Raw genomic sequence first — 23,466 nt, forward strand, 5'->3', positions numbered from 1 at the left:
TTTAGCGTGGTGGATCTATAACACCGCTGATTGATGCATTTTTCCTGAACCATCCTGCGATAGAATAGCGATCATTTGCCGTTGGAAGTACTTCATGCATAAAGCGTTCGCTTTCAAACATTACAAGCGTACCCGACTTTGGTTTAAGGGTTATTTCAGTGTCTTTACTTTTAGGTTTATAAATAACTAACTCACCACCTGATTTTGGAGTGTTTAAGTAAAGTACAGTTGTAAATACACGGTTGGAGCGGCCTTTAAACGCATCGTAATGTTTTTTATAAAAATCGCCTTGTTGATACTTTGCATAATGGCACTCGTAATCAAATAAGCCGAGAAAAAAATAACGGTTAAGGTTGTTACGCATCTCTTCCATTGCGTTCAGATATGCTGTTTGTGCTTGACTACTATGATCAAACCAATAGGTCTTATCGGTACGAATAGATTTATCGACTTGTAAATTTTGCTGACGACCAATACCCGCTAATTTAAACTTAGGGTTAATACGGTGACAGTCATCTAATAACGCATTTATAAAAGTACTATCAAAAGCGTCTTCAATGACAGCATAACCTTTGATTTCAATATCATCTAGGTAGCATTGTGAGGGGGATTTTAAAGTCATTATTTACAGAGTGAGCTTAAGGTGCGTAAGTTTAGCGTAAGGGGGGGGATAAGCTAGCTTTTTCGCTTTTAAGCCCCCTAACCAGATAAAGACCCATGGCTGAGTTTTAGTGAGTAGATGTTTAGTTTTACAGGGGGCTATTGTAATAGGGGATGGTTTTTTAAGTTATTGAAAATAAATTAAAATAATCTTATTGCTGTTGAGGTGTTCACTCTGATTTCGATTGTATTACTTCTAGATTGAACAAATTTTAATTCTGAAAAGTCAACACACCCTAAATAATGTGTAACTACGGCAGATGTGCTTGTTATTTATAACTAAGCACATCATTTGAAACGCTAAAATACCGCGGTTATAACCAACTAAGATTATGAATTAGCTGACAGCGCTGTCTTTTCGATTAGTGACAGTAATTGATTCACGTGATCGCCAGGTGTTACTTGTTGGCTCGTTTGTACAATTAATTGTTCATGAGCTAAATCTTTATTAGTTTTCAGTTGTACTAAATCGTTGTTTTCAGCAACTGTATTTGCATGTTCGATACTTGCAATCGCAAAATGGTTCGATTTACATAGGCCATCCATAACTTGGTCAATGCTACCGACTTTTATACTGGCGGCTTTATTCATACCATCGATTGCTTCATTGAGCATAGTTTGAATTTGTTTTGACTGTGAAAAGCAGCCATACATTGGGTAATCGCTTAAGTCTTGTTTACAAATATCACTTTTATTTGCGAGCGGGTGAAATTTAGAAACAAATAAAATAAGCTGATCCGGTAAGTGAATATCGCTACCGATACTGTTTATTGCTTGAGAGCATACGCTAATATCAATTTCGCCCAATTGTAGCTTACGGACTAATTCACTTTGTTCTTGCAGTTGCATTTCAATTTTAACGTGTGGATATTGTGCTAAAAATTGACCACATGAAATAGGAACTATTGCACTGGCTTTGGTCGTATATCCGATAATAAGCTTTTCATTTGAGCAACCATTAAGAGATTTAAATAAGCGCTTTTTTGTATCTTCTAAGCCTGATAGGGTTTGTTGTGCATATTCTAAAAACAGCTCCCCTTCAGACGTTAGTTTTACCGATCTAGTTGAACGCTTGACTAATTCATAGCCAACTTCATCTTCAAGTGTTTGAATGCTGCGAGTTAAGGCTGATGTGCTAATTTTTGTCGTTTCAGCCGCTTGGCGAAAATGTCGTAGCTGGCCCAAAGCTACAAATTGCTCTAATTGTTCAAATCTCACTTTTATAGTCCTTTGTATAAGTAAGCCGCGCTAATGGCGAACATAAATAGTATTATTTTAATAGATAGTAATGCATTGTACCTAATTTGAAAAGTGCATTTTACACAATTGTTACAATATTTAATCAGGGTAACGTTCTTTTATCTCGAGGAAAAGCTCTAAATTGTTAATAAATATGTCGACTAACTTAGGTTCAAACTGTTGACCACTTTGCTGTTTTATTAAACTAAGTACATCATCTAATGGCCATGCTTTTTTATAACAGCGGTCACTGCCCAGCGCATCAAATACATCTGCAAGAGCTGTAATTCTTCCTACAATATGTATATCTTTACCCGAAAGTTGGTTAGGATAGCCACTGCCATCCCATTTTTCATGATGTAAATGCGCGATCATAGAACCGCATCGTAGTACCTCATTAGACGAACCACTGAGAATATCATAACCCACTTGCGCATGAGTTTGCATGATCTGCCATTCTTTAGGATCAAGCTTGCCAGGCTTATTTAAAATTTGATCAGGAATGCTTATTTTTCCAATATCATGCAGTGGTGAAGCTAGTTTAATTATTTCCGATTCAAAATTATTGAGTCCATATAATTTTGCGAGCAGCTCACTATAAAGCGCAACACGCTTGACGTGTGAACCTGTTTCCTTGGAACGTTTTTCAACAGCTTCACCTAAAATATAGGAAAGTTCTTTTTGTGACTCTTTGACAATTTCACGCAGTTTTAAATTATCGTAGGCTAGGGCAATGTTATTTGCGAAAAATTCCAATAGCTGATGTTCAGTTGGGTCGAGTTGTGAGCCTTTGTGAACATAGAGCATCGTTTCAAGGCCTGCTTGTGTTGGAAAGTAGCCAATATAATCATGCGAGGTTGCCTGCGTGGATTTACGATTGTGAGCTTCTACAAATAAATTTTTAACATTTTCAGGGATTGTATTGTTACTAGGTTGAGTCTCTACACCTGAAACCGCAAGTAGTTTAAAATCTGTAGCTGGTGAAGTTTGTTGGTTTACAGCGGCTGCACAATATATTTCAGCATCATCAAGGCCCATTACGCTTGTGACATGGGATAAAATCGTTGATGCGAATTCATGGACACTTTCACACTTTAAAAAAGAGCTTGAGGCATTAATAATTTTTTCCAAGCCTTTTTTATGTCGTTCAATAATTTGAATATCTCGGTGGGCACGAAGAGCAGAATACAATAATGTTTTCATCTTTATTGCTGTTAATTCTGTTTTATTTTTATAGTCATTGATGTCGTACTCACGGATCACTGATTCTTCAGGTGCCTCACCGGGTTGGCCTGTACGAAGTATTAAGCGGATATCGTGGTTATTAATTTCATCACGAATGAATTTAATAAGATCAAGGCCTGCATGGCTGGTTTCCATAACTACATCAATTAACCCAACTGAAAAATCGAGATCTTGCTCAAGTAATTGTTTTGCGGCTTTAGCCGAATAGGCATGATGAAAACGTAGTGCTTTATCTTCAAATGTGAATCCAGAGAGCACTAGTTTGGTTACTTGGTGGATGTCATCTTCGTCATCTACGACTAGTATTTCCCAAAACGCATGCTCAGTCTGGGCAGTCGACTCTTCAGTAACTACATCTTCAGAAAATAAAAAGTCGTTCACATCTACACCCTTAGTTTTATCATTCACCTAAGTAGTATAGTGCTTGTTTTTTAGTCTGCCTTATTGCTTAATGGTTTTTTTTCAATGTTTTTAAGTTCTATTTCAATTGCATCACAAGAAATATGTATTTCATATAACGAAGTCAATAAAGAGAGGGCGAGGCAGGCTAAGCTGGTGCCAAATAAAATGACACCGGTAGTGTCAAACTTTATAAATAATGCAAACATTGAAAACGTACACATTAAAAATGAAGCAACACCATATACTTGCATTGTTCTTATGAGCTTAATGCGTTTCCTTAGGTTTGTAATTTGTGCTACAACGAGAGGGCGAATAGTATCACCTTCGCGGGCGTTTAATTCCCGAATTAATTGTGCTAACACTAAAAACCGGTTGGTGTATGCCAACAGCAGTAAAGAAATAGCAGGAAAAAGTAGTGCAGGTGTAGTGAGGGTCATGATGACTTCCTAGATAAGAATTATCTTGCTTAGAGTAGCTTAGGGTCAATTAATCACAAAGTAAAAAGAGGTTCGTATTGCAAAATAAAATAACGAATGACAGCGCAGAACAAGCACCTTTTGAATGGTTAACGGTCTATTCTGCGGCTGATGCTATCGAAGCGAACATAGTTAAAGGGTTATTACTAAATAGCTCCATTGAATGCCAGTTACTCGGTGAGTCTTTGCAAGGAGCTGTTGGAGAAATCCCTTTAGATCAAACTCAGGTGAGGGTACAGGTTTTTGCGATAAAAGAGCGCCAGGCGCGCCAAATATTGGTAAACTACGCGCAAGTAAAACAATCCGCTCCTGATTGGGTATGCCCCAATTGTAATGAGCATAATGGACCAACATTTGAAATATGTTGGTCTTGTAGGGCGTTACAGAATGACTAAAGCGAATAATTTTCAGCGTATACGAGAGCTTAACTATTTACAACAAGCGGTATTAGCCGGTGCACTTATTGAGCGTATGCTCCCTAATTACGGTTTGTTCAGTGAGGCAACAGGGTTTGGTGACGAAGCAATATTGCGCAGTGCGCTTAACGTATGTTGGGAAAAAATTCTCTTACCAAAAAGTAAAATCGATTTAGAAAAGCAAATTGAGAAAATAGAGCCTAATGTTCCTGAATTAGCCGATTTTGATATGTTTGGTACTTACCCAGCGATTGATGCAGCTACCGCTTTATTGAGTTTGATGCATGGTTTGATGGCTCAAGATGAGCAAGAATTTATTAGCATTAGTAAAATATCACAAGCGACAGTTGCTCGATTTATTGAGTATCAACTGACAGTAGAAGGTGAGATTGCTGATAATCAAACTATTAGAGAGCATCCGTTAATGCAATATGAAATCGAAGTGCTAGGTGAAATGATCGATTTTGTAGAGCAAATGGGGCGAGTGACATCTGAGAGCACTAAAGCATTAAAGCAGTTGGCAATCGCTGATGGTCAAACCAATATTGGCATAGCTTTATAAAATTAAGCAAAGTATTTGCAAGAGAATAGATTTGGTTTAGGAGAATACAGTCGTGCGAATTTTAGGTATTGAATCATCGTGTGATGAAACTGGTATTGCAATTTACGATGATGAACAGGGTTTACTTGCCCATCAGTTATATAGTCAGGTTAAAGTTCATGCTGATTATGGTGGTGTTGTTCCTGAACTTGCATCACGCGATCATGTTCGTAAAACGTTACCATTAATAGATGCTGCATTTGAGCAAGCAGGATGCGGCCCTGAAGATATTGATGGTATCGCTTATACCGCAGGTCCTGGGTTGGTAGGGGCATTATTAGTGGGTACTTCTATTGGTCGTTCACTTGCGTACGGCTGGAATATTCCAGCCGTTGCAGTACATCATATGGAAGGGCATTTATTGGCACCAATGTTGGAAGAAAACGTTCCTGAATTCCCATTTATTGCTTTGTTGGTATCTGGTGGGCACACCATGATGGTTAAGGTTGAAGGTATTGGCCAATACGACGTTTTAGGTGAATCAGTAGATGATGCAGCTGGCGAGGCATTTGATAAAACAGCAAAACTACTGGGCCTGGATTATCCAGGTGGCCCAAGGTTAGCTAAGCTTGCAGAGCAAGGTGTTGCAAAGCGATTTGTTTTTCCACGTCCGATGACAGATAAACCAGGATTGGACTTTAGTTTCAGTGGTTTAAAAACTGCAACAGCAATAGCCATTCGTAATAATGACGATGATGAGCAAACTAAAGCGGATATTGCACATGCGTTTCAAACGGCAGTGATCGATACGTTAATGATTAAATGTAAGCGAGCGTTAAAGCAAACGGGCATTAAACGTCTTGTGATGGCGGGTGGGGTAAGTGCAAATGTGCAATTACGCGCGCAATTAGCACGTGTGATGCAAGGCATGAAAGGTGAGGTTTACTATCCGCGTACAGAGTTTTGTACTGATAACGGTGCAATGATTGCTTATGCAGGTATGCAGCGTTTAAAAGCAGGGCAGTTTGCAAGCCTTGATATGAAAACTAAACCTCGCTGGCCAATTGATAGCTTAGATCCTATTTAGTCGGTGTATTATTAGGTGGCGACTTTTTCTTGTCGCCAATCTTAGGTTCTTCACCACTAAATAAGCGTTTAATATTTGCGCGGTGGCGAAAAATAATCAAAATAGTTAAAAATGTAACTGGCAGAGTGTAAAGTGGCTTAATCCACCATGTGTAGAGTGGCGCTAAAGAAACAGCGACAAGAGCACCTAAAGATGAGTAACGTGTAATTGCAACTATAACAACCCATGTTGATATTAGTAACCCACCGAGAGATAAGCCAATTGGTAGTAATGTGCCAAAAGCGGTTGCAACAGCCTTACCGCCTTTAAAATGAAAAAACACAGGGTACATGTGGCCTAAACATGCAGCAACACCAATTAAGCCCAGTGTTAATGGATCTAATTGTAAAAAATAAGCACCCCATACCGGAATGGTACCTTTTAGGATATCAAAGACTAAAACTAAACAAGCGGGTAATGTTCCCCCTAGACGGTAAACATTCGTTGCGCCGGGGTTATTTGAACCATGAGTACGAGGATCGGGCAGTTTGAATAGCCGTGACACTAGGATAGCCGATGAAATCGACCCTAGTAAGTAGGCTAAAACTAACATTAAAACGGCTATCACGCGCTTCCTTATTTTTAAATCATTCTTTTTCGGCTATCATTGGCCGCAAAAATAGCCTTGCATATATTTGCGATTTCAATATCCGCGTACTTAATTGTGCCTATAGGCTATTGTATGGTTAATTTTTACATAATAAAACACACTTGAAGTGTATAAGCGTTATAAATACAAAATATAGCGTATGTAAACTCTTAAATAGAGTTTGAATCTTTGTAAGTTGGAGCAGTTATGGATAAGGTTTTTATATCGCAACTACATGTTGACACTATCATAGGTGTATACGATTTTGAAAAAGAAACTAAGCAGAGTTTATATTTTGATATCGAAATGCTGTGTGATATTAAACCCGCGGCAAAAACAGACGATATCAATTTAGCACTTGATTACTCAAAGGTGAGTGAGCGTGTTATTGCTCATACAACAGCAAAACCATTAGAGTTATTAGAAACATTGGTTGAACAATTGGCTGCAATTATTTTGGCTGAGTTTAATACTGATGAAGTAACTATTCGAGTTAGTAAGCCGGCAGCGGTAGCACAGGCAAACACTGTAGGTGTGCAAATTACCCGTCGCAAGGCAAGTTAAGATGGCACAGATTTATATTAGCCTTGGTTCGAATGTTAATAAAGAACATTATATTCAACAAGCGTTACTTGCCCTTAAATCGTATTTTACTCCTATTGAGCATTCTTCAGTGTTTGAAAGCGAAGCTGTTGGCTTTGCTGGTAATAATTTCTTTAACTCTGTAGTTGGCGCGCAAACAGATATGCCGTTATTACAGCTGTGTGAGTTATTAAAAAATATTGAACGAGATAATGGCCGTACTCTAAACGATAAAAAGTTTAGCCCAAGAACACTCGATCTTGATCTACTTTTTTACGATGATATAGTTTGTGATTCGCCAGCTCAGTTGCCTCGTGATGAAATAACAAAAAATGCATTTGTACTTCAGCCGCTGGCTGAGATAGCCCCTGATTTTTATCATCCTGTAGCTAAGCAAACGATCGCGCAGTTATGGGATACATACAACAACCCCAAGCAAAAACTATGGAAGGTGGAGTTTATTAACCCATGAGCATTATTGAAATTATTGTTTTAGCCCTTATCCAAGGATTGACCGAGTTTTTACCTATATCAAGCTCCGCTCATCTTATTCTTCCTTCACAAATTCTTGGCTGGCAAGATCAAGGCTTGGCCTTTGATGTAGCTGTACATGTTGGAACGCTTATTGCGGTTGTTATTTACTTTAGAAAAGAAGTCGTCGAAATACTCGGCGCATGGTTTAAATCATTTGGTGCGCAAGGCACAACAGACGACAGTAAACTAGGCTGGTGGATTATTTTAGGGACTATACCAGCTGCAGTACTGGGTTTACTTTTTAAAGACTTAATTGAGCTTTATTTACGCAGTGCCTGGGTTATCGCCATCACCACAATTTTATTTGGCTTATTACTGTGGTATGCGGATGCAAAAGGCAAGCAAACCAAAACAATTTACCAGTTAAATTGGAAGTCGGCACTAATGATAGGTATGGCGCAAGCCATGGCCATGATCCCGGGTACATCACGTTCAGGCATAACCATGACGGCAGGCTTGATGCTCGGTATGAATAAGCAAAGCGCAGCGCGTTTTTCATTTTTGCTGGCAATTCCTGTCATCACGATGATGGGGCTTTATTACACAGTAGAGCTTGCATTAGGCGATGAGATAGTTGATTGGACTACGTTAATTTTAGGCGCTGGTTTATCATTTATTTCAGCGTATGCCTGTATTTTCTTATTTTTGAAAATCATCGAGCGTATGGGAATGATGCCGTTTGTGATCTACAGATTACTACTCGGTGTAGGTCTAATTGCTTTTTTGATGATTTAACAGTATTGGAATTGAGATAAAATTAGGCAATTTATCTGAGAAAAAACACCTCGATTTCGTAGGTGTTTTTTTTTACTTTTTTGGCTAAACTGAAGTGGTTTTTAATAATTGATTATAAAAGGGATACAAATGGAATTTAAAAAATCATTGTTAGCATTAAGTGTAGTTGCTGTTCTATCAGGGTGTGGAGGGTCTTCAGACAATAAAAAACCAGAAATAACGGATCCTGTTGTTACCGATCCGGTCACCCCAGTTGTAAGTGAAGCACAAGTAAAAGGCGTGGCCTCTAAAGGGACATTAAAAAATGCACAGCTGACATTTTATAAATATGAAAACGGTGAAGCTATTGAATTGACGGCCGATGAGCTTGGAGATTCTAGTTTAGTTACAGATGAAACGGGTCACTATAGTGTTTCGTTGAAGGGGGTAGCAGGGCTTGTTAAAGTGAAAGTATCAGCCAGTCAAGACACCGCATCACCGACAATTATGGTATGTGATGCCCCCGTAGGTTGTGGGAAAAATGAAGCAGATCAAACGATAGCTTATGGTGATGACGTTAATTTAACGGTTCAAGATCCTGAGTTTTCACTTACATCAATATTAAACCTGCCGCAAGGTGAAAGTAATAGCGAGAACACATCTAACATCACCCCACTAACGCATATTGCCACTGAGCTTGCGCAAAGTCGTGGTGCAATTACTGAGCAAACAGTAAGTGATGCACATTCTCAAATTGCGAATGTATTTGGTCTGATCGGAGCATTAAATTCATTAGCGCCTACCGCAATTGAAAATCCTTCAGCGATTTTAAACGAAGAGAATATCTCTGCAGTACGTTATGCGTTGATCAATGCTGGTATTGCAAACGCATTATACTCTGATGCTGGGACAGATAACGTAAGTGCTAAATTGAGCTCAGCAATTACTGATTTAGTCGCCGCTGATGGCGGTATTTTAGTTACTAATGCAGCAGATGATGATGACGAGTTTGAATTTTCAGTCGAAGATGTTTTGTCTGGTGCTGAGCAAGCTACATTGCAATTAATTGAAATAATAAAAAAAGACCCTCAATTAGTTACAGAGTTAAGTGGTTTAGATGCGCTTGAACAGTTAGTAACAAATCTCGTAAACGAAAAAAAGGCTAAGGCCGCAGAAGCGGGCGACAGCGGTCGTATTAAAGGCAAAGTTAGCGATCAAACACAAGGTGATGCTATCGCAAAAGCCGCGGCTATGGTTAATGATATTCGCCTGTTTGCTAATCTATTTGATGTGACTAAATCGTCAGGAGCAGACTTTGAATCTGAAGGTGAAAAGTTTGTTTCTTTAGTTGAGTCTGCAGGAGATATGGTTGCAGAGCAGGGTGATAGCTTTGCGTTATTAAGCGATGTAATAGAGGCAATTACACAAATTAATCAACAACGACAAGAAACTGATAATTCAGCAACTATGTTTGATTTAAAAGATTACTTATCAACAGGTGGCACAGGTACAGTCATACTTGATGAAGAAAATCTAACGTTTAAAGTAACCGCAGCGGCAGGTACAGAGTCACTGACACTTGATATCGCGATCAATGCGTTACAAGATAATCAGCAATATCAATTAGCGCTGTCTGGTATGGCTGAAAATGATGCAGTTAAATTTGAGATTACACAGGGTAGTTATGCAAAAATCAGTTTAGACCGTGCTGTAACACGCGCGCAAATTGAAGCGGGCGATGTGGATGCAGAGCCTACAAAAGGAGAGCTGAGTCTAACTGTGGAGCTTGCACAAAAGTCGACAGAGACAGTAACTAACCCAATTAGTTTTAAAGGGGCGCTCACTGGTGAGCTCTTACCTGTCAATGTTTATAGCGCGGATACTTCTAACTATGATGCAGAAACTGCATGGGATTATACATTAGAGCAAGACACACTTATCTTACCAAAAATGGTTAGCTTAAGTGGCGAGTTTTCATCACAACAAGGTGAAATGATCAAAGCGACCGCAACGGTTAATATTAAAGATTTAGCAACTTATACACCGCCAGAGCTGAAGGGTTTTGGTAAGTTGAAAGAAGATATTGCAGCAGTCACTGTTGATAATGCCGATGCAGAGTTATCACTATCAGTTAATAACGGTGAAACTGTGACTAATTATACTTACAGTAAAACCAATGAGCAGTTAGGTAACTGGCAAGTGAAAGCTCAAAGAACCACTGAAATTGAAGGGTACTTTCAAGGTTCATTTAGCCGTGAAGTATTTGTGTTTGAAGGCACTCAATATTACTTTTATAGTTACGAGAATCAAGTTAATAATTTGACTTATGGCTATGTAGAATACATAGAAAAATCATTAGAAGATGAATATTACCAGCCGTTTGTTATAAAGCGCGTTAACCAATACTTTACTGATTATAATAATGGTTTATTTACCACGCCAAATGGTGAGCAAATAAGTTTAAGTGCACTCAATTTTTATGAGCAACAAGGTGAGTTTTATAGCTACGAAGAAGCCGTTGAAAGCCTCTTTATCGGGATCCAAGTCGACCCAACTACAATTAAAGGTGTGAGTGATTATTTTAATGACGCCTTAAATGGTTGGTTTGGCGTTGCTGTTGGTGGTGAAGGAGATTATCGTTTAATTAATGATGACGTTCAGGTCAGCGCCGGGGCTAACGTAGATTTAGATGCGTACCTTGTATCGCCAATTTTAGATGAATTGTTGACTATAAGTGTTAGCAATAACGCCAATAATCTAGCAGCTACAGTAGAGGGCGGTAGCCAAGATGTTGTTAGCGTAGTGCGCACCGATGAGTTCAATGTTAGCGTTAACAGCACGCGAACCTATTCAGATGGCGGGTCAACTCAATCACAACTTGTGTCATCAAGTAAAGAAAGTGACTTGGGGGATGAATTGTTAGTTGCTTCATGGGACTCTTACAATGATCGAATTAGCCCAAAATTAAGTCGGCTGTATCGCCCAATAGATACCAATACAGATAAAGTTGCTGATTACTATCAATGCTATGACTTAGTATATATGAATGATAATGGTGAATACGTTGATGGTAGCGGCCAAATAATAGATTTTGATACCTATGAATCCTATTGCGGTGAATATGAGTCGTTAGCTTCAGCGATTCGTTATAATAGTGAGATTGGCAGCTTTGGTATTAACAGTAATTTCGCAACGTTTACGGCTGTTGATATTTTTACTGCTCAAATTGGCGGTTTCAGAGGGCAATGGATTTCAGATCCAAATGAACCAGGTGTATTTCAGTGGCGCACTTTTTATGGGTATGTTGATGGTTTAGGAAAAGTTGCAGCTGATTTTACAAGACCTGAACACATGGATTGGGCTGTCGATGGTGAATATAAAATCGATATGTATTTGGCTCAACCTGAACTTGGAACGGTTGTTGAAGATGAAGATACATTCTTAGATATCAATGCTGCACTTAATGTACAGGTCAAGGTCGGTGAATATAATGTTGATTTAAATCTGAGCGGCGAAAGAACGGACCTTGATGATGGTAAGCTGGTTCTTGATGTGAAGTATCAGCTTCCTAATAGCGATAAACAAAGAAGCTTCATGGTCAAATATGATACTAAACTTGAAACTTTATCTGCAGTGAACGCTGAAAATGTGACTTTGATGTTAGCTGAATCTGACGGTGGTGATACAGCAGAGCAAGTATTAGGTACTATTATGGTTGGTGATGAAAAGGCAGCTGAAATAGTTAAGCGAGATGGGCTTGTTCTGATTGTTTATACCAATGGTACAGTTGAAAGTTTATAGTTAGCTTATTGTGAGTCTGGGCCAGCTTTAGCTGGCCTTTTTTATAAGAAATAAAAAATGAACATTAAGAGTTTTTTTAGTTGTACTTTATTGTTTAGTTCAATGCATGTAATTGCGCAGCATGAAGTATCAACCTATGTATATTCAAATAGCTTTAGCAATATAGCGCCTGTTTTGGAGCTTGCTAAAGATGAATGGCAAACACCACCAAAAACCGACGCAGACAACGGTTTTTCACAAACGCGGATTGGCTTAAGTTATCAGCCGAGTGATTGGCAGCAATTTACTTTTCATATAGAGCAGCGGTTGGACTACTTTGTAAAAAGTAACCCCGACACTGCTTTAGGCTACTATCAAGAAAGTAATAAAACGCCCTTACTGAGCAAAGAAAACTACCAGGCTAAACTAGACTACTTTGCAAACCGCAGTAAAGGGCTTGGTATTACATTTGAACATCAGTTCGAATTATTTCTACTTGGTGTAAAAGGGAGTTACTGGGGGGTTGATTATTTTAGGCACTCATTCGTGAGCGGCAATGTTCAAGGTCGCGAAGATAATAGTTTATTAGGCGAGTTAAATTACCAAGAGTACTACACGCACAATAACTTTTTAAAACGTCCAAATAATGGAGGGTGGGATAACAGTGGCAGTGGTTATTCATTTGATGTATTCACAGAGTTTATGCCATGGGAAAATGTGTTAGTTCGCGCAAGTTTTATTGATATTTATAACCAATTTACAGTTGATAATGTCGGTTTTACGCGTGCCAATATTAATACAAAAGGTAGTTTTGTTGATAACCAAGGGTTTAGTAGTTTTCGCCCACTCCTAAAAGGGTTTGAGGGAGAAAGTGAACATGATTTTAGGATCCCAGAACACGTTGCTATTGAGTTGTCATATAAACAGCGAGAGCTGAGTTATGTTGCCAACTTACTCCGTCAAGGTGATATCAATTTTGTACAGCTTGGTGTTCAGCTGCCCTGGCGAGAAAGCCAGATTAAACTACTTATAGACCCTGTTAACTTAGTACCTCAACTGGGTTATGAAAGTGAGTGGTTTGATTTTTCGCTTGCCATGGATAAGTTAAACCCGAATAAAGCGATGCAGTTATCGTTAGCTGCGCGTATAAGCATCTTATTTTAATAAGCTTGCTGTGATTAAAGTAAAACGCCTTACTCGACGAGTAAGGCGTTTTTTATTGCTCTAAAACACGTTTAAATTAGAACGTGTATTTAGCACCTAGTGATATACGGCGTCCTTTCACGTCAAAGAACTCACCATCATCGTAAGTGAACGGATTACGTGGTGGTTCACGGTCTAGAATGTTGTTAACACCTACACGTAATTGTAGCTCATCTAAGATGTTTGTTTTATACATAAAATCAAACGTCGTGTAAGATGGGATATCATTATAGTTATTCTGTTCAATGCTCCAGTCGTTGTCATTAACAGTTGCATGACGATAATTCATTGTTAATACGTAAGCTGAGTCATCATGTGAGTACACAGCATTAAAACGACCTTTCCAACGTGGAGAGGCTATTTCACCTACATCACTACGAAAATCTTCAGCACGACCAGTTGAGTTACTGTTGTCGTCAATTAGGTAGGTTGCAGTTAATTTTAGTGCTAAGTCACCAGAGAACAACTCAGTACGGTATGCTGATTCAACATCAACACCTTTTTTATTAATAACAGCGGCATTAATTGGGCGAGTGAAGAAGTTTTCAATTTCACCCGTTTTTTCATTACGCACAACGTTACTACAGAAAGGGTTATCTAAAGATGATGACTCATAACATAGTTCAACACTATTACGGCCAAAATACTCAATGGCGCCTTCCACTTCGAATGACCAATAATCAAGAGTTAGATCTAAACCTTCAACAAACTCAGGAGTATAAATTACACCAACGGTGTAATCGTTAGATGTCTCATTTTTAAGGTTTTGGTTACCCTGAATATAGCCCGGTAAGCTGCCGGCTGCTAGCCATGCGTCCGAAGGTTTCCATCCTTCAGCTAAACCTGCTGCTTGACAGTTTTTAATTACGTTTGCTTTATACTTACTACCTGATGTAGCAATTGAGTCAGCTCTACAGACATCCGCGCGGCCTGAGCTAAATGTTTTTGAGTTAGGTGTAAATAAATCACCTATATTTGGTGCACGCACTGATTTAGAGCGATTTAAACGAACGCGAAGTTCATCTGTTACACCCCAGTTAAGCGCCAATTTCCATGCATTATCTTCACCGGTGACTGAGTAGTCCATGTAACGTAAAGCTGTTTCAAATGTTAAGTCAGTTGCTAGAAATACATCCTCTAGTAACGGGATGGAAATCTCAGCTGATAACTCATTGACATCAATTTCGCCATCCATTGGTAAGCTTGAATTACCAAAGATTAAGCCTTTTTGCATATTCTCAGATGGTGTTGTAGTTGCTGATTCACGACGGTGCTCTGCGGTGAATGCGGCTGCAACGTAACCAGCTGGAAGTTCAAAAAGTGAACCGTCTACAGTTAATGCAAAAACAACTTGGTCGTGTTGTGCAAAGCGGGTTGCGGTAGTACCAATATAATCTACTTGTGCTTGCGTTGCTGATGTAGCCCCCATAGTATTAAATGGTGTACAGCCTTCAATTGCGCCAATTACTTCGCCATCATCATTACGTTTAGCACAAACAACATTACCTTGATATTCAACGGCATCAATAGAGTTTGCTAGATTTTGCGTTAATACTTCACCAGTCCACAGTGTGTCTTGCTCAATACGACCAAACTGCGCATATGTTGAATAGCCCCAATCATCGCTTATGATGCCTTCAACGCCAATAGAGGTACGGAACACTTCACGCTCTTGGTTATATGCGCGGTCGCCCCATAGATTTTCATTGGCTTGACGAAGAGTGACTGATTTTAGTTCGTTATCATCCATTAACTTAGCCATGTCATTTTTTACAAATGCATTATCACGGCGAATAGTATGACGGAAGAAAGCCGGTGTACTTTCAGTAGTCGATTCAGTGTTTGAGTAAGTAAAGTCAAACGTTAATGTATGATCATCATTTAGTTGATAAGTACCGTAAGCAGAAGCAATAAGGCGCTCTAAAGGAGTTTGAAAGTAGCTTTTATAACCATGACCAAATACGCCGTCACCATTGCCGCCTTCAAAATAGCTATTTGATGGATTTGCAAGCTTGTTCTCGTGATCAATCAATGCTTGGTTTGGATTTGGGATGCGACCAGAACCCATCTGAAAAGGACGAATATTTCCATTTTCATCAAAGGTATAGTGGTGGTTGTTGTAACCATCATCTGTAAAGGCACCTTTTGAGAAGAAATCACCGCCTTCAGAATAATAAGCAAGGCCTGTAGGTTTACCTAAAATAATACGCTCAGGAATACCATCTGTACCATTTAAATTGGCAGGATTAATGTATGTGTTAACTGGATTTCGGTAAAAGTCACGACTTAGCTTGCCGTAACTTTTATTCTCAGTGTAGTTAACTGATGCAATGAACGATAATTTATCACCTTCCATACCACCGGTGATAGAGAAGTTATTTTGCTCACCACCACTTTGCTCAGGGCGAACAGTTGAAACGTCAAACTCAATACCATCCATAGATTTTTTAGTGATGATATTTACAACACCGGCAACAGCGTCAGCGCCATATACAGCTGCAGCACCACCGGTTGCAATTTCAATGCGTTCGATCATCGTCGTTGGAATGTTATTTAAATCAACAGCGGTGTCGCCAATAGAGCCTGGAACAAAGCGACGACCATTAACAAGCACTAATGTACGTTCTGAGCCTAAACCACGAAGGTCAGTAGTATTTAAGCCTGACGCGTAAATTGAATTGGTTGTTGTCTCTGGTGAAAGGCCAACAGTCGCTTGCGGCATGTCTGCAAGTAAATCATTTACATTGGTGATACCTTGGTTTTCTAGCTCAACACCGCTTATCACAGTAACAGGAGTTGGAGAGGTCAAATTAAAACGTTTTATTTTTGACCCTGTTACTTGAATGCGCTCAACGGGTTTTACGTCAGTAGCTTCTTGTGCAAATGCACTTGATGCGCCAATTGTGCCAGTAATTAATACTGCGTTAACTGCTGCTGTAATAAGATTTAATTTTTTCAACATAACACCTTTTTATTTTGACAAGGTTTGCCCGCAGGGCAATTAAACTTGATTGAACTTGCAAAGGGTCAACATTGTTAGCCATATTAACTTTGACGTTAAATATATGCCTTTCAATGTAACCAAATGTAATTTAGCGCTATGTTTTATCACAGTCCCTAAATGGAGTCTTTTATGTGGCGAATGTGAGTTTTGTTGCTAAAAAGTGCTTTTTGTTTTTATTGTGGGTATATGTTGGTATTACATTGTTTTTTATTAATATTATTTGTAATCATAGGTTTACATATTTACTTTTTGTAATTTATTAAGTTGTTTTTATATTTTACAATTAACTATTTTGCAATTGTACGTCAATAACTTTGCTTTAAAATTGAACTGCAATGTTAATTTTGCTCAAAAAGTGACGAGTGATATTTGAGCAGTTGAGCAAGGGTAGGGGAACTTTTTAGTTTATATGCTATTAGTTACCATCTAGCACAAGTGTTGTGTTAGATGGTAATGGTAACTGAGCACTATTTTTGGCATTATGTCAGCTTCATTTTTTATCTCTTTTTTAGTGCTGCATAAGCTATTTTTAGCGGCAAAGGAATAATATGCATATTCATATTTTAGGTATTTGTGGCACTTTTATGGGCGGTATTGCGGCGATTGCTAAGTCGCTTGGGCATACTGTAACGGGCTCAGATCTAAACGTGTATCCACCAATGAGCACACAACTCGAAGAGCTAGGTATTAAATTAATGCAGGGCTATGATGTCTCTCAGTTAGACCCTGCGCCAGACATGGTTGTGATTGGTAATGCAATGAGTCGCGGTAACCCATGTGTTGAATATGTATTAGATAAAGGGCTACCTTATACCTCTGGCCCTGAATGGTTGAAGCATAATTTGCTGCAAAATTCATGGGTACTGGCTGTTGCAGGTACTCACGGTAAAACCACTACCGCAAGTATGCTGGCCTGGATTTTAGAGTATGCAGGTTTAAAGCCGGGTTTTTTAATCGGTGGCATTGTGCAAAATTTTGGCTTGTCTGCCCGAGTTGGCGAAACGCCATTTTTTGTTATTGAAGCCGATGAGTACGACACTGCATTTTTTGATAAGCGCAGCAAGTTTGTTCACTACCTACCACGCACGCTTATTTTAAATAACCTTGAATTTGATCATGCGGATATTTTCGACGATTTAAACGCCATTAAAAAACAATTTCATCATTTGATGCGTACTCTACCAAGTAGTGGCAAAGTAATTTGGCCCCAGCAAGATAACGCATTGCAAGCTGTGGTAAAGCAAGGCTGTTGGAGTGAAAGTGAAACACTCGGCGCAGATTGGGACTATCAGCTAATCAAGGCTGATGGTAGCGAGTTTACTGTGTTACTTAATGATCAGAGTCAAGGCACTGTAAAATGGCAAGCGTTTGGTGAGCATAATGTGAAAAACGCGATTATGGCAATTGCTGCCGCGCGTCATGTAGGTATTGCTATCCCGCATAGTATTGCGGGGTTAGGAGAGTTTATTAGCCCAAAACGCAGAATGGAGCTTAAAGCGGATATTGCCAATATTAAAGTGTATGACGATTTTGCTCATCACCCTACGGCTATCACTACAACACTTGCAGGGCTGCGCGCAAAAGTGGGTGATGAAAAAATTATCGCTATACTCGAGCCGCGTTCAAACACTATGAAAATGGGTGTGCATCAACATACCTTATTAGCGTCGTTAGTCGATGCTAATGATGTGTATCTATTTGAGCCTGACAATTTAGCATGGTCATTAAGCGAACAAGCAAAACAAGCAGAAATGGTATGCTTAAGTAATATCAATGAGATTATTGAGCAAGTCGTTGCAAGCGCTCAGCCACAACAACATATTTTAATCATGAGCAATGGCGGCTTTAACGGCCTTCATGATAAGTTAATTACCGCTTTGCAGCATAAATTTATACAGTAATAAACCGGAGCGACAGTGCAATATAAAGAAACCATTACGCTTGCCTTTAGTGGCGCGTCAGGTGCGCCATATGGCTTACGATTACTTGAAGTATTGCTCGCGCAGCAGTTTCGCGTGTATGTGTTGATCTCAAGTGCTGCTCGTGTAGTACTTGATACTGAATCAAACATAAAGTTATCAGGTAATGAAGATAAGGCGACCGAGCAATTAAGTACATTATTTAATGCACCAGCAGGTCAGTTACAAGTATTTGGTAAAGATAACTGGTTTAGCCCGGTAGCGTCAGGCTCTGCCGCACCGAAAAAAATGGTTGTATGCCCGTGTAGCGCAGGGTCAGTCTCTGCGATTGCAATGGGGGCGTCAGATAATCTATTAGAGCGTGCAGCAGATGTAGTGATTAAAGAGCGCGGTCAGTTAATTTTAGTGCCACGAGAAACACCATTTAGTGAAATTCATCTTGAGAACATGCTAAAACTCGCCAAGCTTGGGGTGACCATAATGCCTGCGGCACCAGGGTTTTATCATCAACCGCAAACCATTAATGACTTAGTTGACTTTATGGTTGCGCGTATTCTAGATCATTTAAATATTGAACATACCCTCACTAAGCGTTGGGGTTATGGGGAAGGGAAATCATGAGTAAAGCACTTGCTTTGAATATTGAAGGCCTTACTAAGGTTTATAAAAATGGTGTTGAAGCAGTCAAAGGCATTGATCTGCAAGTGTATGAAGGCGATTTTTTTGCATTACTTGGGCCTAATGGCGCGGGTAAATCAACGACCATAGGCGTGATTTCGTCATTGGTTAATAAAAGCCAAGGCAAAGTGGAAGTATTTGGTCATAACATTGATACCGATTTAGAAGCCGCTAAATCGCAGCTTGGTCTTGTACCGCAAGAATTTAACTTTAGCCAGTTTGAAACCCTTACACAAATATTAGTTAATCAAGCTGGTTACTATGGTGTGCCGCGAAAATTAGCCCATCAGCGAGCTGATAAATACTTAGCACAATTAGGCTTACTCGAGAAAAAAGACAAACAAGCGCGTACTTTATCGGGCGGTATGAAGCGTAGGTTAATGATTGCCCGTGCGTTAATGCATGAACCAAAACTGCTTATTTTAGATGAGCCAACAGCGGGTGTTGATATTGAGCTGCGCCGTTCTATGTGGGATTTTTTACGCCAAATTAATGAGCAAGGTGTAACGATTATCCTTACTACACATTATTTAGAAGAAGCTGAATTATTGTGTAAAAATATCGCTATTATTGACTCAGGTATTATCGTTGAAAATACCACGATTAAAGCATTGCTTGCCAAATTAGATAAAGAAACGTTTATTCTGGATTTAAAACAACCAGTACAGCCGGTTACAGTCACGCTTGATGGCTATAAATTTACAATGGCTGATGATCATACCATTGAAGTAGAAGTGGCAAAATCACAAGGTTTGAATGCGGTATTTACAGCATTAACTGAGCAGGGTAATACCGTACTTAGTATGCGTAATAAAGCGAACAGGTTAGAAGAGTTGTTTGTCGGTTTACTAGAACAAGGGCGGGGCAAGTAGATGTTTAAATATGGCGTAGCCTTAAAAAGTTTATGGTTTAAAGAATGCATTCGATTTTTACGTATTTGGATTCAAACCTTAGTGCCACCTGCGATTACCATGAGTTTATATTTTGTGATTTTTGGTAATTTAATAGGCTCTCGTATCGGTGATATGGGCGGTTTTAGCTATATGGAGTTTATTGTTCCTGGTCTAATCATGATGTCGGTGATCACTAACTCCTACTCTAATGTGGCTTCAAGTTTTTATTCAACCAAGTTTCAAAAAAGTATTGAAGAGCTATTAGTCGCGCCAGTGCCTAATTATATCATTGTGCTGGGTTACATGGGCGGCGGTATGACGCGTGGTATGCTGGTGGGGTTAATTGTTACGTGTGTATCTTTGTTATTTGTTGATATTCAAATCCATAACGTATTTGTGATCATAGCGACGGTAATATTAACATCAGCGGTATTTGCATTAGGTGGTCTGATTAATGCTATTTACGCGAATAGCTTTGACGATATTAGTATTATTCCTACCTTTGTTCTAACACCGCTGACTTATTTAGGTGGGGTATTTTACTCAATCACGTTATTACCAGAATTTTGGCAGGGGGTATCGCAGATTAACCCAATTATTTATATGGTTAATGCCTTTAGGTATGGCTTTTTAGGCGTATCAGATGTTGATTTATCTGTTGCATTTGGTGTGTTGTTGTTATTTATTACAGCACTATTTACAGTCGCGTTGACGTTAATTAAAAAAGGTGTGGGGTTAAGACACTAATGAGTGATGCAAATTCACGAAGTATTGTATCTAATCAACAAGGCTTGCATGAAAAGCTGGATGAGATAGTTAATAAACATTTAACTGCTGAGTTTAAAAAACCCATTGCAGCGCATACGCAAATGGCATTTGATCAAGTAAATGAAAAAGTGCAGGCTTTTGCTGGGCCCATTATTTTAGATTCGTGTTGTGGCGTAGGCGAAAGCACTGCTAATTTAGCAAAGCGTCACCCAGATGCGTTAGTGATAGGTATTGATAAGTCATCACATCGTTTAGATAAGCATGACATTGAATACAAGCAAACAGACTCGGGCCAGTATATTTTAGTGCAAGCTGACCTTAATGATTTTTGGCGTTTAGCTGTCGCTGCCAATTGGCAGCCAACGCACCATTATTTGTTGTATCCAAATCCATGGCCTAAAGCTAAGCATATTCAACGGCGTTGGCACGGCGCTGCTATCTTCCCATTCATCGTTAAGTTAGGCGGGTTACTCGAAGTTCGCAGTAACTGGGATATCTACGTAAAAGAGTTTGCTCAAGCATTACAGTTAACTGGGCAGCATTGTGAGGTAGAACTATTTAGTAGCGATACCGCCATTACTCCGTTTGAGAGAAAGTATTGGGCGAGCTCTCAGCAGAGCCACCGATTAGTGATTGCGCTGTTATAGTCTTTTTTAAACGACTACTTATTTGTGGCGCTGGTTCGGCAAAGTAATAACCTTGCATCAGCGTCACATTTGCCTTTAACAAGGCATCGACAATCGCTTTATTTTCTACCCATTCAGCAATCAGTTGTAAGTTTAGTTGCTTTGAAAAGCTGGCAATGTGCTCAATATAGAGATATATATCTTTATCGTGAATTATTTGTCTGATCAATGTACCGTCTAGTTTAATGCCATCAACTTCTAATTTTAAGACATTAGATATATTAGAATACCCAGTACCAAAATCATCAATGAAGACCTTTACGCCTCGTTGCCTAACCATTGCAATAAACGCTTTAACTTCAGAAAAGTTAGCGATAGCTTCTGTTTCGAGTAACTCTAAGGTGATATTTCTAGGTTGAGGATAACGTTTTAGTTCACTTTCTAAAAACTCACTTAAACCGGGGTCAAGCATATCTTGGGCGGTAATATTTATACTCCAGCATATACTGGTTTTTCGGAATCGTTCAAAGCATTGCGTTAGCATAGATCGCGTTAACATGCCGTCCATGCGCGAGCGGTTTACAACATTTAAAAATGCGTCAGGTTTTAATATTTCACCTTGGCAAGTAATCATCCGAGCTAAGCATTCATATTGGATTATTTTGTTATGCGTACTGTCATAGATTGCTTGAAAATAGGGAACAATGCGGTTGTTTTCAAAGGCCTCTCTAACTTCTTTTGCCATTTCAACATTGTATTGGTATTGGCTTTTTACATCATGTAGAGCTTTTGAGTAATTAACAACAGTATGACGCCCTTGCTTTGCTTGTAGTGCGGCAATGTGGGCATTCTCAAGTAGCATAGATTTATTGCCGTTAGCGATACCAGCGCATAAAGTAATATAAATAAATGGGTTAGTAAGTAGTGGGGTGCTGCAATTATACTCTTCAATAATGTTAACAAAGCTGTTGTTATTATCATCGAATGAAGTAAGTAGAACAATCTTATTCGTTGCTAAACGAAATATTCGGCTGTCGGTTGGCCGACGTTTATTAAAATGCTCTAACAGGTTTTTCATTACTCTGTCGCCAACTTCGGTGCCATAAAAGCTATTTATATCTTCTATTTCATTGACCCAGATAACAGCAAGTTGCATATGGTGAAGTGGTGATTTTTTGATGAAATATTCAAGCGCAATATGATTGGCAAAGCCACTAGCTGAATCAGTCGATATGGCACGTTTTAATAAAAATATATAAATGCCAGCAACCAATAACGCAATGAAAAAGAAAAAGCTAGCCATAGCAGCTGCTTTTGAAGCACTTAACTGTAGACGTTGATTTAGGTCATAAATAGTAATATCGGCACCAGTAATATAAGTAACACCATTACTATCAACAAAAGGAATAAAGATTGTTTTAAAGTGGCCCCATTGATCTTTTGATATTTCGAATATAGGTTCAGTAGAATAAAAAGCGCCTTTATTAGCATCGGTTGCTTCAGGATAGAGGTCAAGAAGCTGTGTTACTTTCCCGGTATTTTGATCCTTTTGGGTATAACTTGAGGCGCTGAAATGGACTTGTCCATCTTTTAAAATCATCGCGTAAACATAGGCAATATCGAGAGTATTGGCAAACTCTGATAGTTGGCGACTTTTTTGTTGATATTCGCTGCGGCTGACATGTAGCCCCGCATTGAGTTGACGATGATAATCATCACCCAATATATGCTTTACACTTAGTGCCGCATTAAGCAAACGAGTATCAACACTTTGCATAATATCATTACGCGTGCTGTGGTATGTGTAGTAAACGTAAGCAAGTAAGCTGATAACAAAAACGACAAAACCGGCCATTATCCATTTGGTTCGTATACTTCCTTTTATCATGTGTGCCTCTTTTGTGGTCGCTACACCATTATACAAAAAATGGCTGTCTCAGCTATAAATAAATTACGGCGCATTTTAGCAGCAAATATTAATCAATTTATCATTAATTTGTCATGCAATTGACTGCTTTTATGGCTTTATACGAGACATTACTACTCTATTGCAGTAAAGTTAACGCATTTC

The 23,466-nt window shown here is 39.1% G+C and carries 20 protein-coding genes; 13 read left to right on the forward strand and 7 right to left on the reverse strand.

Annotated features, from left to right (window positions below; all coding sequences use genetic code 11):
• Window position 1: 1 nt before the first annotated feature.
• The 4 genes from A7967_RS00130 to A7967_RS00145 form a co-directional block, all read right to left on the reverse strand.
• The gene (locus tag A7967_RS00130; protein ID WP_054204354.1) at window positions 2-622 is read right to left on the reverse strand and encodes a 2OG-Fe(II) oxygenase; all 621 of its coding nucleotides are present in this window, start codon (window positions 620-622) and stop codon (window positions 2-4) included.
• Window positions 623-990: 368 nt separating this feature from the next.
• On the reverse strand, window positions 991-1,878 hold the full coding sequence (locus tag A7967_RS00135; protein ID WP_054204353.1) for a LysR family transcriptional regulator: 888 nt from the start codon (window positions 1,876-1,878) through the stop codon (window positions 991-993).
• Window positions 1,879-1,998: 120 nt separating this feature from the next.
• Window positions 1,999-3,525, reverse strand: a complete 1,527-nt coding sequence (locus A7967_RS00140) for a DUF3369 domain-containing protein (RefSeq protein WP_054455107.1) — start codon at window positions 3,523-3,525, stop codon at window positions 1,999-2,001.
• 50 nt (window positions 3,526-3,575) lie between these two features.
• Entirely contained in the window at window positions 3,576-3,983 is a 408-nt protein-coding gene (locus A7967_RS00145; RefSeq protein WP_054204352.1) for a DUF2721 domain-containing protein, read from the reverse strand.
• Window positions 3,984-4,060: 77 nt separating this feature from the next.
• Between A7967_RS00145 and A7967_RS00150 the strand changes: the two genes are divergently transcribed.
• The 3 genes from A7967_RS00150 to tsaD are packed head-to-tail and all read left to right on the forward strand — an operon-like array spanning window position 4,061 to window position 6,066.
• The gene (locus A7967_RS00150; RefSeq protein ID WP_054204351.1) at window positions 4,061-4,417 is read left to right on the forward strand and encodes a putative signal transducing protein; all 357 of its coding nucleotides are present in this window, start codon (window positions 4,061-4,063) and stop codon (window positions 4,415-4,417) included.
• A complete protein-coding gene (locus A7967_RS00155; protein ID WP_054204350.1) occupies window positions 4,410-5,000 on the forward strand; it encodes a YjaG family protein in 591 nt (196 codons plus the stop codon). Before A7967_RS00150 ends, A7967_RS00155 begins: the two co-directional genes overlap by 8 nt.
• A gap of 52 nt (window positions 5,001-5,052) precedes the next feature.
• On the forward strand, window positions 5,053-6,066 hold the full coding sequence (gene tsaD, locus A7967_RS00160; RefSeq protein WP_064435225.1) for a tRNA (adenosine(37)-N6)-threonylcarbamoyltransferase complex transferase subunit TsaD: 1,014 nt from the start codon (window positions 5,053-5,055) through the stop codon (window positions 6,064-6,066).
• On the opposite strand, the gene plsY is transcribed toward tsaD, so the two are convergent.
• The gene (gene plsY / locus A7967_RS00165) at window positions 6,059-6,673 is read right to left on the reverse strand and encodes a glycerol-3-phosphate 1-O-acyltransferase PlsY (RefSeq protein ID WP_054204348.1); all 615 of its coding nucleotides are present in this window, start codon (window positions 6,671-6,673) and stop codon (window positions 6,059-6,061) included. The genes tsaD and plsY overlap by 8 nt on opposite strands.
• A 228-nt stretch (window positions 6,674-6,901) precedes the next feature.
• Here plsY and folB point away from each other — a divergent pair, with 228 nt between their 5' ends.
• The 5 genes from folB (at window position 6,902) to A7967_RS00190 (ending at window position 13,468) form a co-directional block, all read left to right on the forward strand.
• Window positions 6,902-7,258, forward strand: a complete 357-nt coding sequence (folB, locus tag A7967_RS00170) for a dihydroneopterin aldolase (protein WP_054204347.1) — start codon at window positions 6,902-6,904, stop codon at window positions 7,256-7,258.
• Window position 7,259: 1 nt separating this feature from the next.
• Entirely contained in the window at window positions 7,260-7,748 is a 489-nt protein-coding gene (gene folK, locus A7967_RS00175) for a 2-amino-4-hydroxy-6-hydroxymethyldihydropteridine diphosphokinase (protein ID WP_054455114.1), read from the forward strand.
• Window positions 7,745-8,545 (forward strand): undecaprenyl-diphosphate phosphatase, encoded by an 801-nt coding sequence (locus A7967_RS00180; RefSeq protein ID WP_054204345.1) that lies wholly within the window; start codon window positions 7,745-7,747, stop codon window positions 8,543-8,545. The genes folK and A7967_RS00180 overlap by 4 nt, the downstream gene beginning before the upstream one ends.
• A 129-nt stretch (window positions 8,546-8,674) precedes the next feature.
• A complete protein-coding gene (locus A7967_RS00185; RefSeq protein ID WP_064435226.1) occupies window positions 8,675-12,325 on the forward strand; it encodes a hypothetical protein in 3,651 nt (1,216 codons plus the stop codon).
• A gap of 57 nt (window positions 12,326-12,382) precedes the next feature.
• Window positions 12,383-13,468: a hypothetical protein gene (locus A7967_RS00190; protein WP_064435227.1), complete on the forward strand. Its 1,086-nt coding sequence runs from the start codon at window positions 12,383-12,385 to the stop codon at window positions 13,466-13,468.
• Window positions 13,469-13,544: 76 nt separating this feature from the next.
• Here A7967_RS00190 and A7967_RS00195 read toward each other — a convergent pair whose 3' ends face one another.
• Window positions 13,545-16,469 carry a TonB-dependent receptor plug domain-containing protein gene (locus A7967_RS00195; RefSeq protein WP_064435228.1) on the reverse strand — a complete coding sequence of 975 codons (2,925 nt, stop codon included), beginning with the start codon at window positions 16,467-16,469 and terminating at the stop codon, window positions 13,545-13,547.
• 590 nt (window positions 16,470-17,059) lie between these two features.
• Here A7967_RS00195 and mpl point away from each other — a divergent pair.
• Genes mpl through trmB form a run of 5 tightly spaced genes read left to right on the forward strand, consistent with a single transcriptional unit; the run spans window position 17,060 to window position 21,416 of the window.
• Window positions 17,060-18,412, forward strand: a complete 1,353-nt coding sequence (gene mpl, locus A7967_RS00200; protein ID WP_064435229.1) for a UDP-N-acetylmuramate:L-alanyl-gamma-D-glutamyl-meso-diaminopimelate ligase — start codon at window positions 17,060-17,062, stop codon at window positions 18,410-18,412.
• A gap of 15 nt (window positions 18,413-18,427) precedes the next feature.
• Window positions 18,428-19,051, forward strand: a complete 624-nt coding sequence (locus tag A7967_RS00205) for a flavin prenyltransferase UbiX (protein WP_054204340.1) — start codon at window positions 18,428-18,430, stop codon at window positions 19,049-19,051.
• Entirely contained in the window at window positions 19,048-19,980 is a 933-nt protein-coding gene (locus A7967_RS00210) for an ABC transporter ATP-binding protein (protein WP_054204339.1), read from the forward strand. The genes A7967_RS00205 and A7967_RS00210 overlap by 4 nt, the downstream gene beginning before the upstream one ends.
• On the forward strand, window positions 19,981-20,748 hold the full coding sequence (locus A7967_RS00215) for an ABC transporter permease (protein WP_054204338.1): 768 nt from the start codon (window positions 19,981-19,983) through the stop codon (window positions 20,746-20,748).
• Complete coding sequence (gene trmB / locus A7967_RS00220; RefSeq protein ID WP_054204337.1) at window positions 20,748-21,416, forward strand: tRNA (guanine(46)-N(7))-methyltransferase TrmB; 669 nt, start codon at window positions 20,748-20,750, stop codon at window positions 21,414-21,416. The genes A7967_RS00215 and trmB overlap by 1 nt, the downstream gene beginning before the upstream one ends.
• Here the strand turns inward: trmB and A7967_RS00225 are convergent.
• Window positions 21,346-23,283 (reverse strand): bifunctional diguanylate cyclase/phosphodiesterase, encoded by a 1,938-nt coding sequence (locus A7967_RS00225; RefSeq protein WP_054204336.1) that lies wholly within the window; start codon window positions 23,281-23,283, stop codon window positions 21,346-21,348. The two genes, trmB and A7967_RS00225, sit on opposite strands and share 71 nt — an antisense overlap.
• Between the last annotated feature and the right edge of the window lie 183 nt (window positions 23,284-23,466).

The sequence above is a fragment of the Pseudoalteromonas neustonica genome (assembly GCF_001653135.1).
GTDB classification, from domain to species: Bacteria; Pseudomonadota; Gammaproteobacteria; order Enterobacterales; family Alteromonadaceae; genus Pseudoalteromonas; species Pseudoalteromonas neustonica.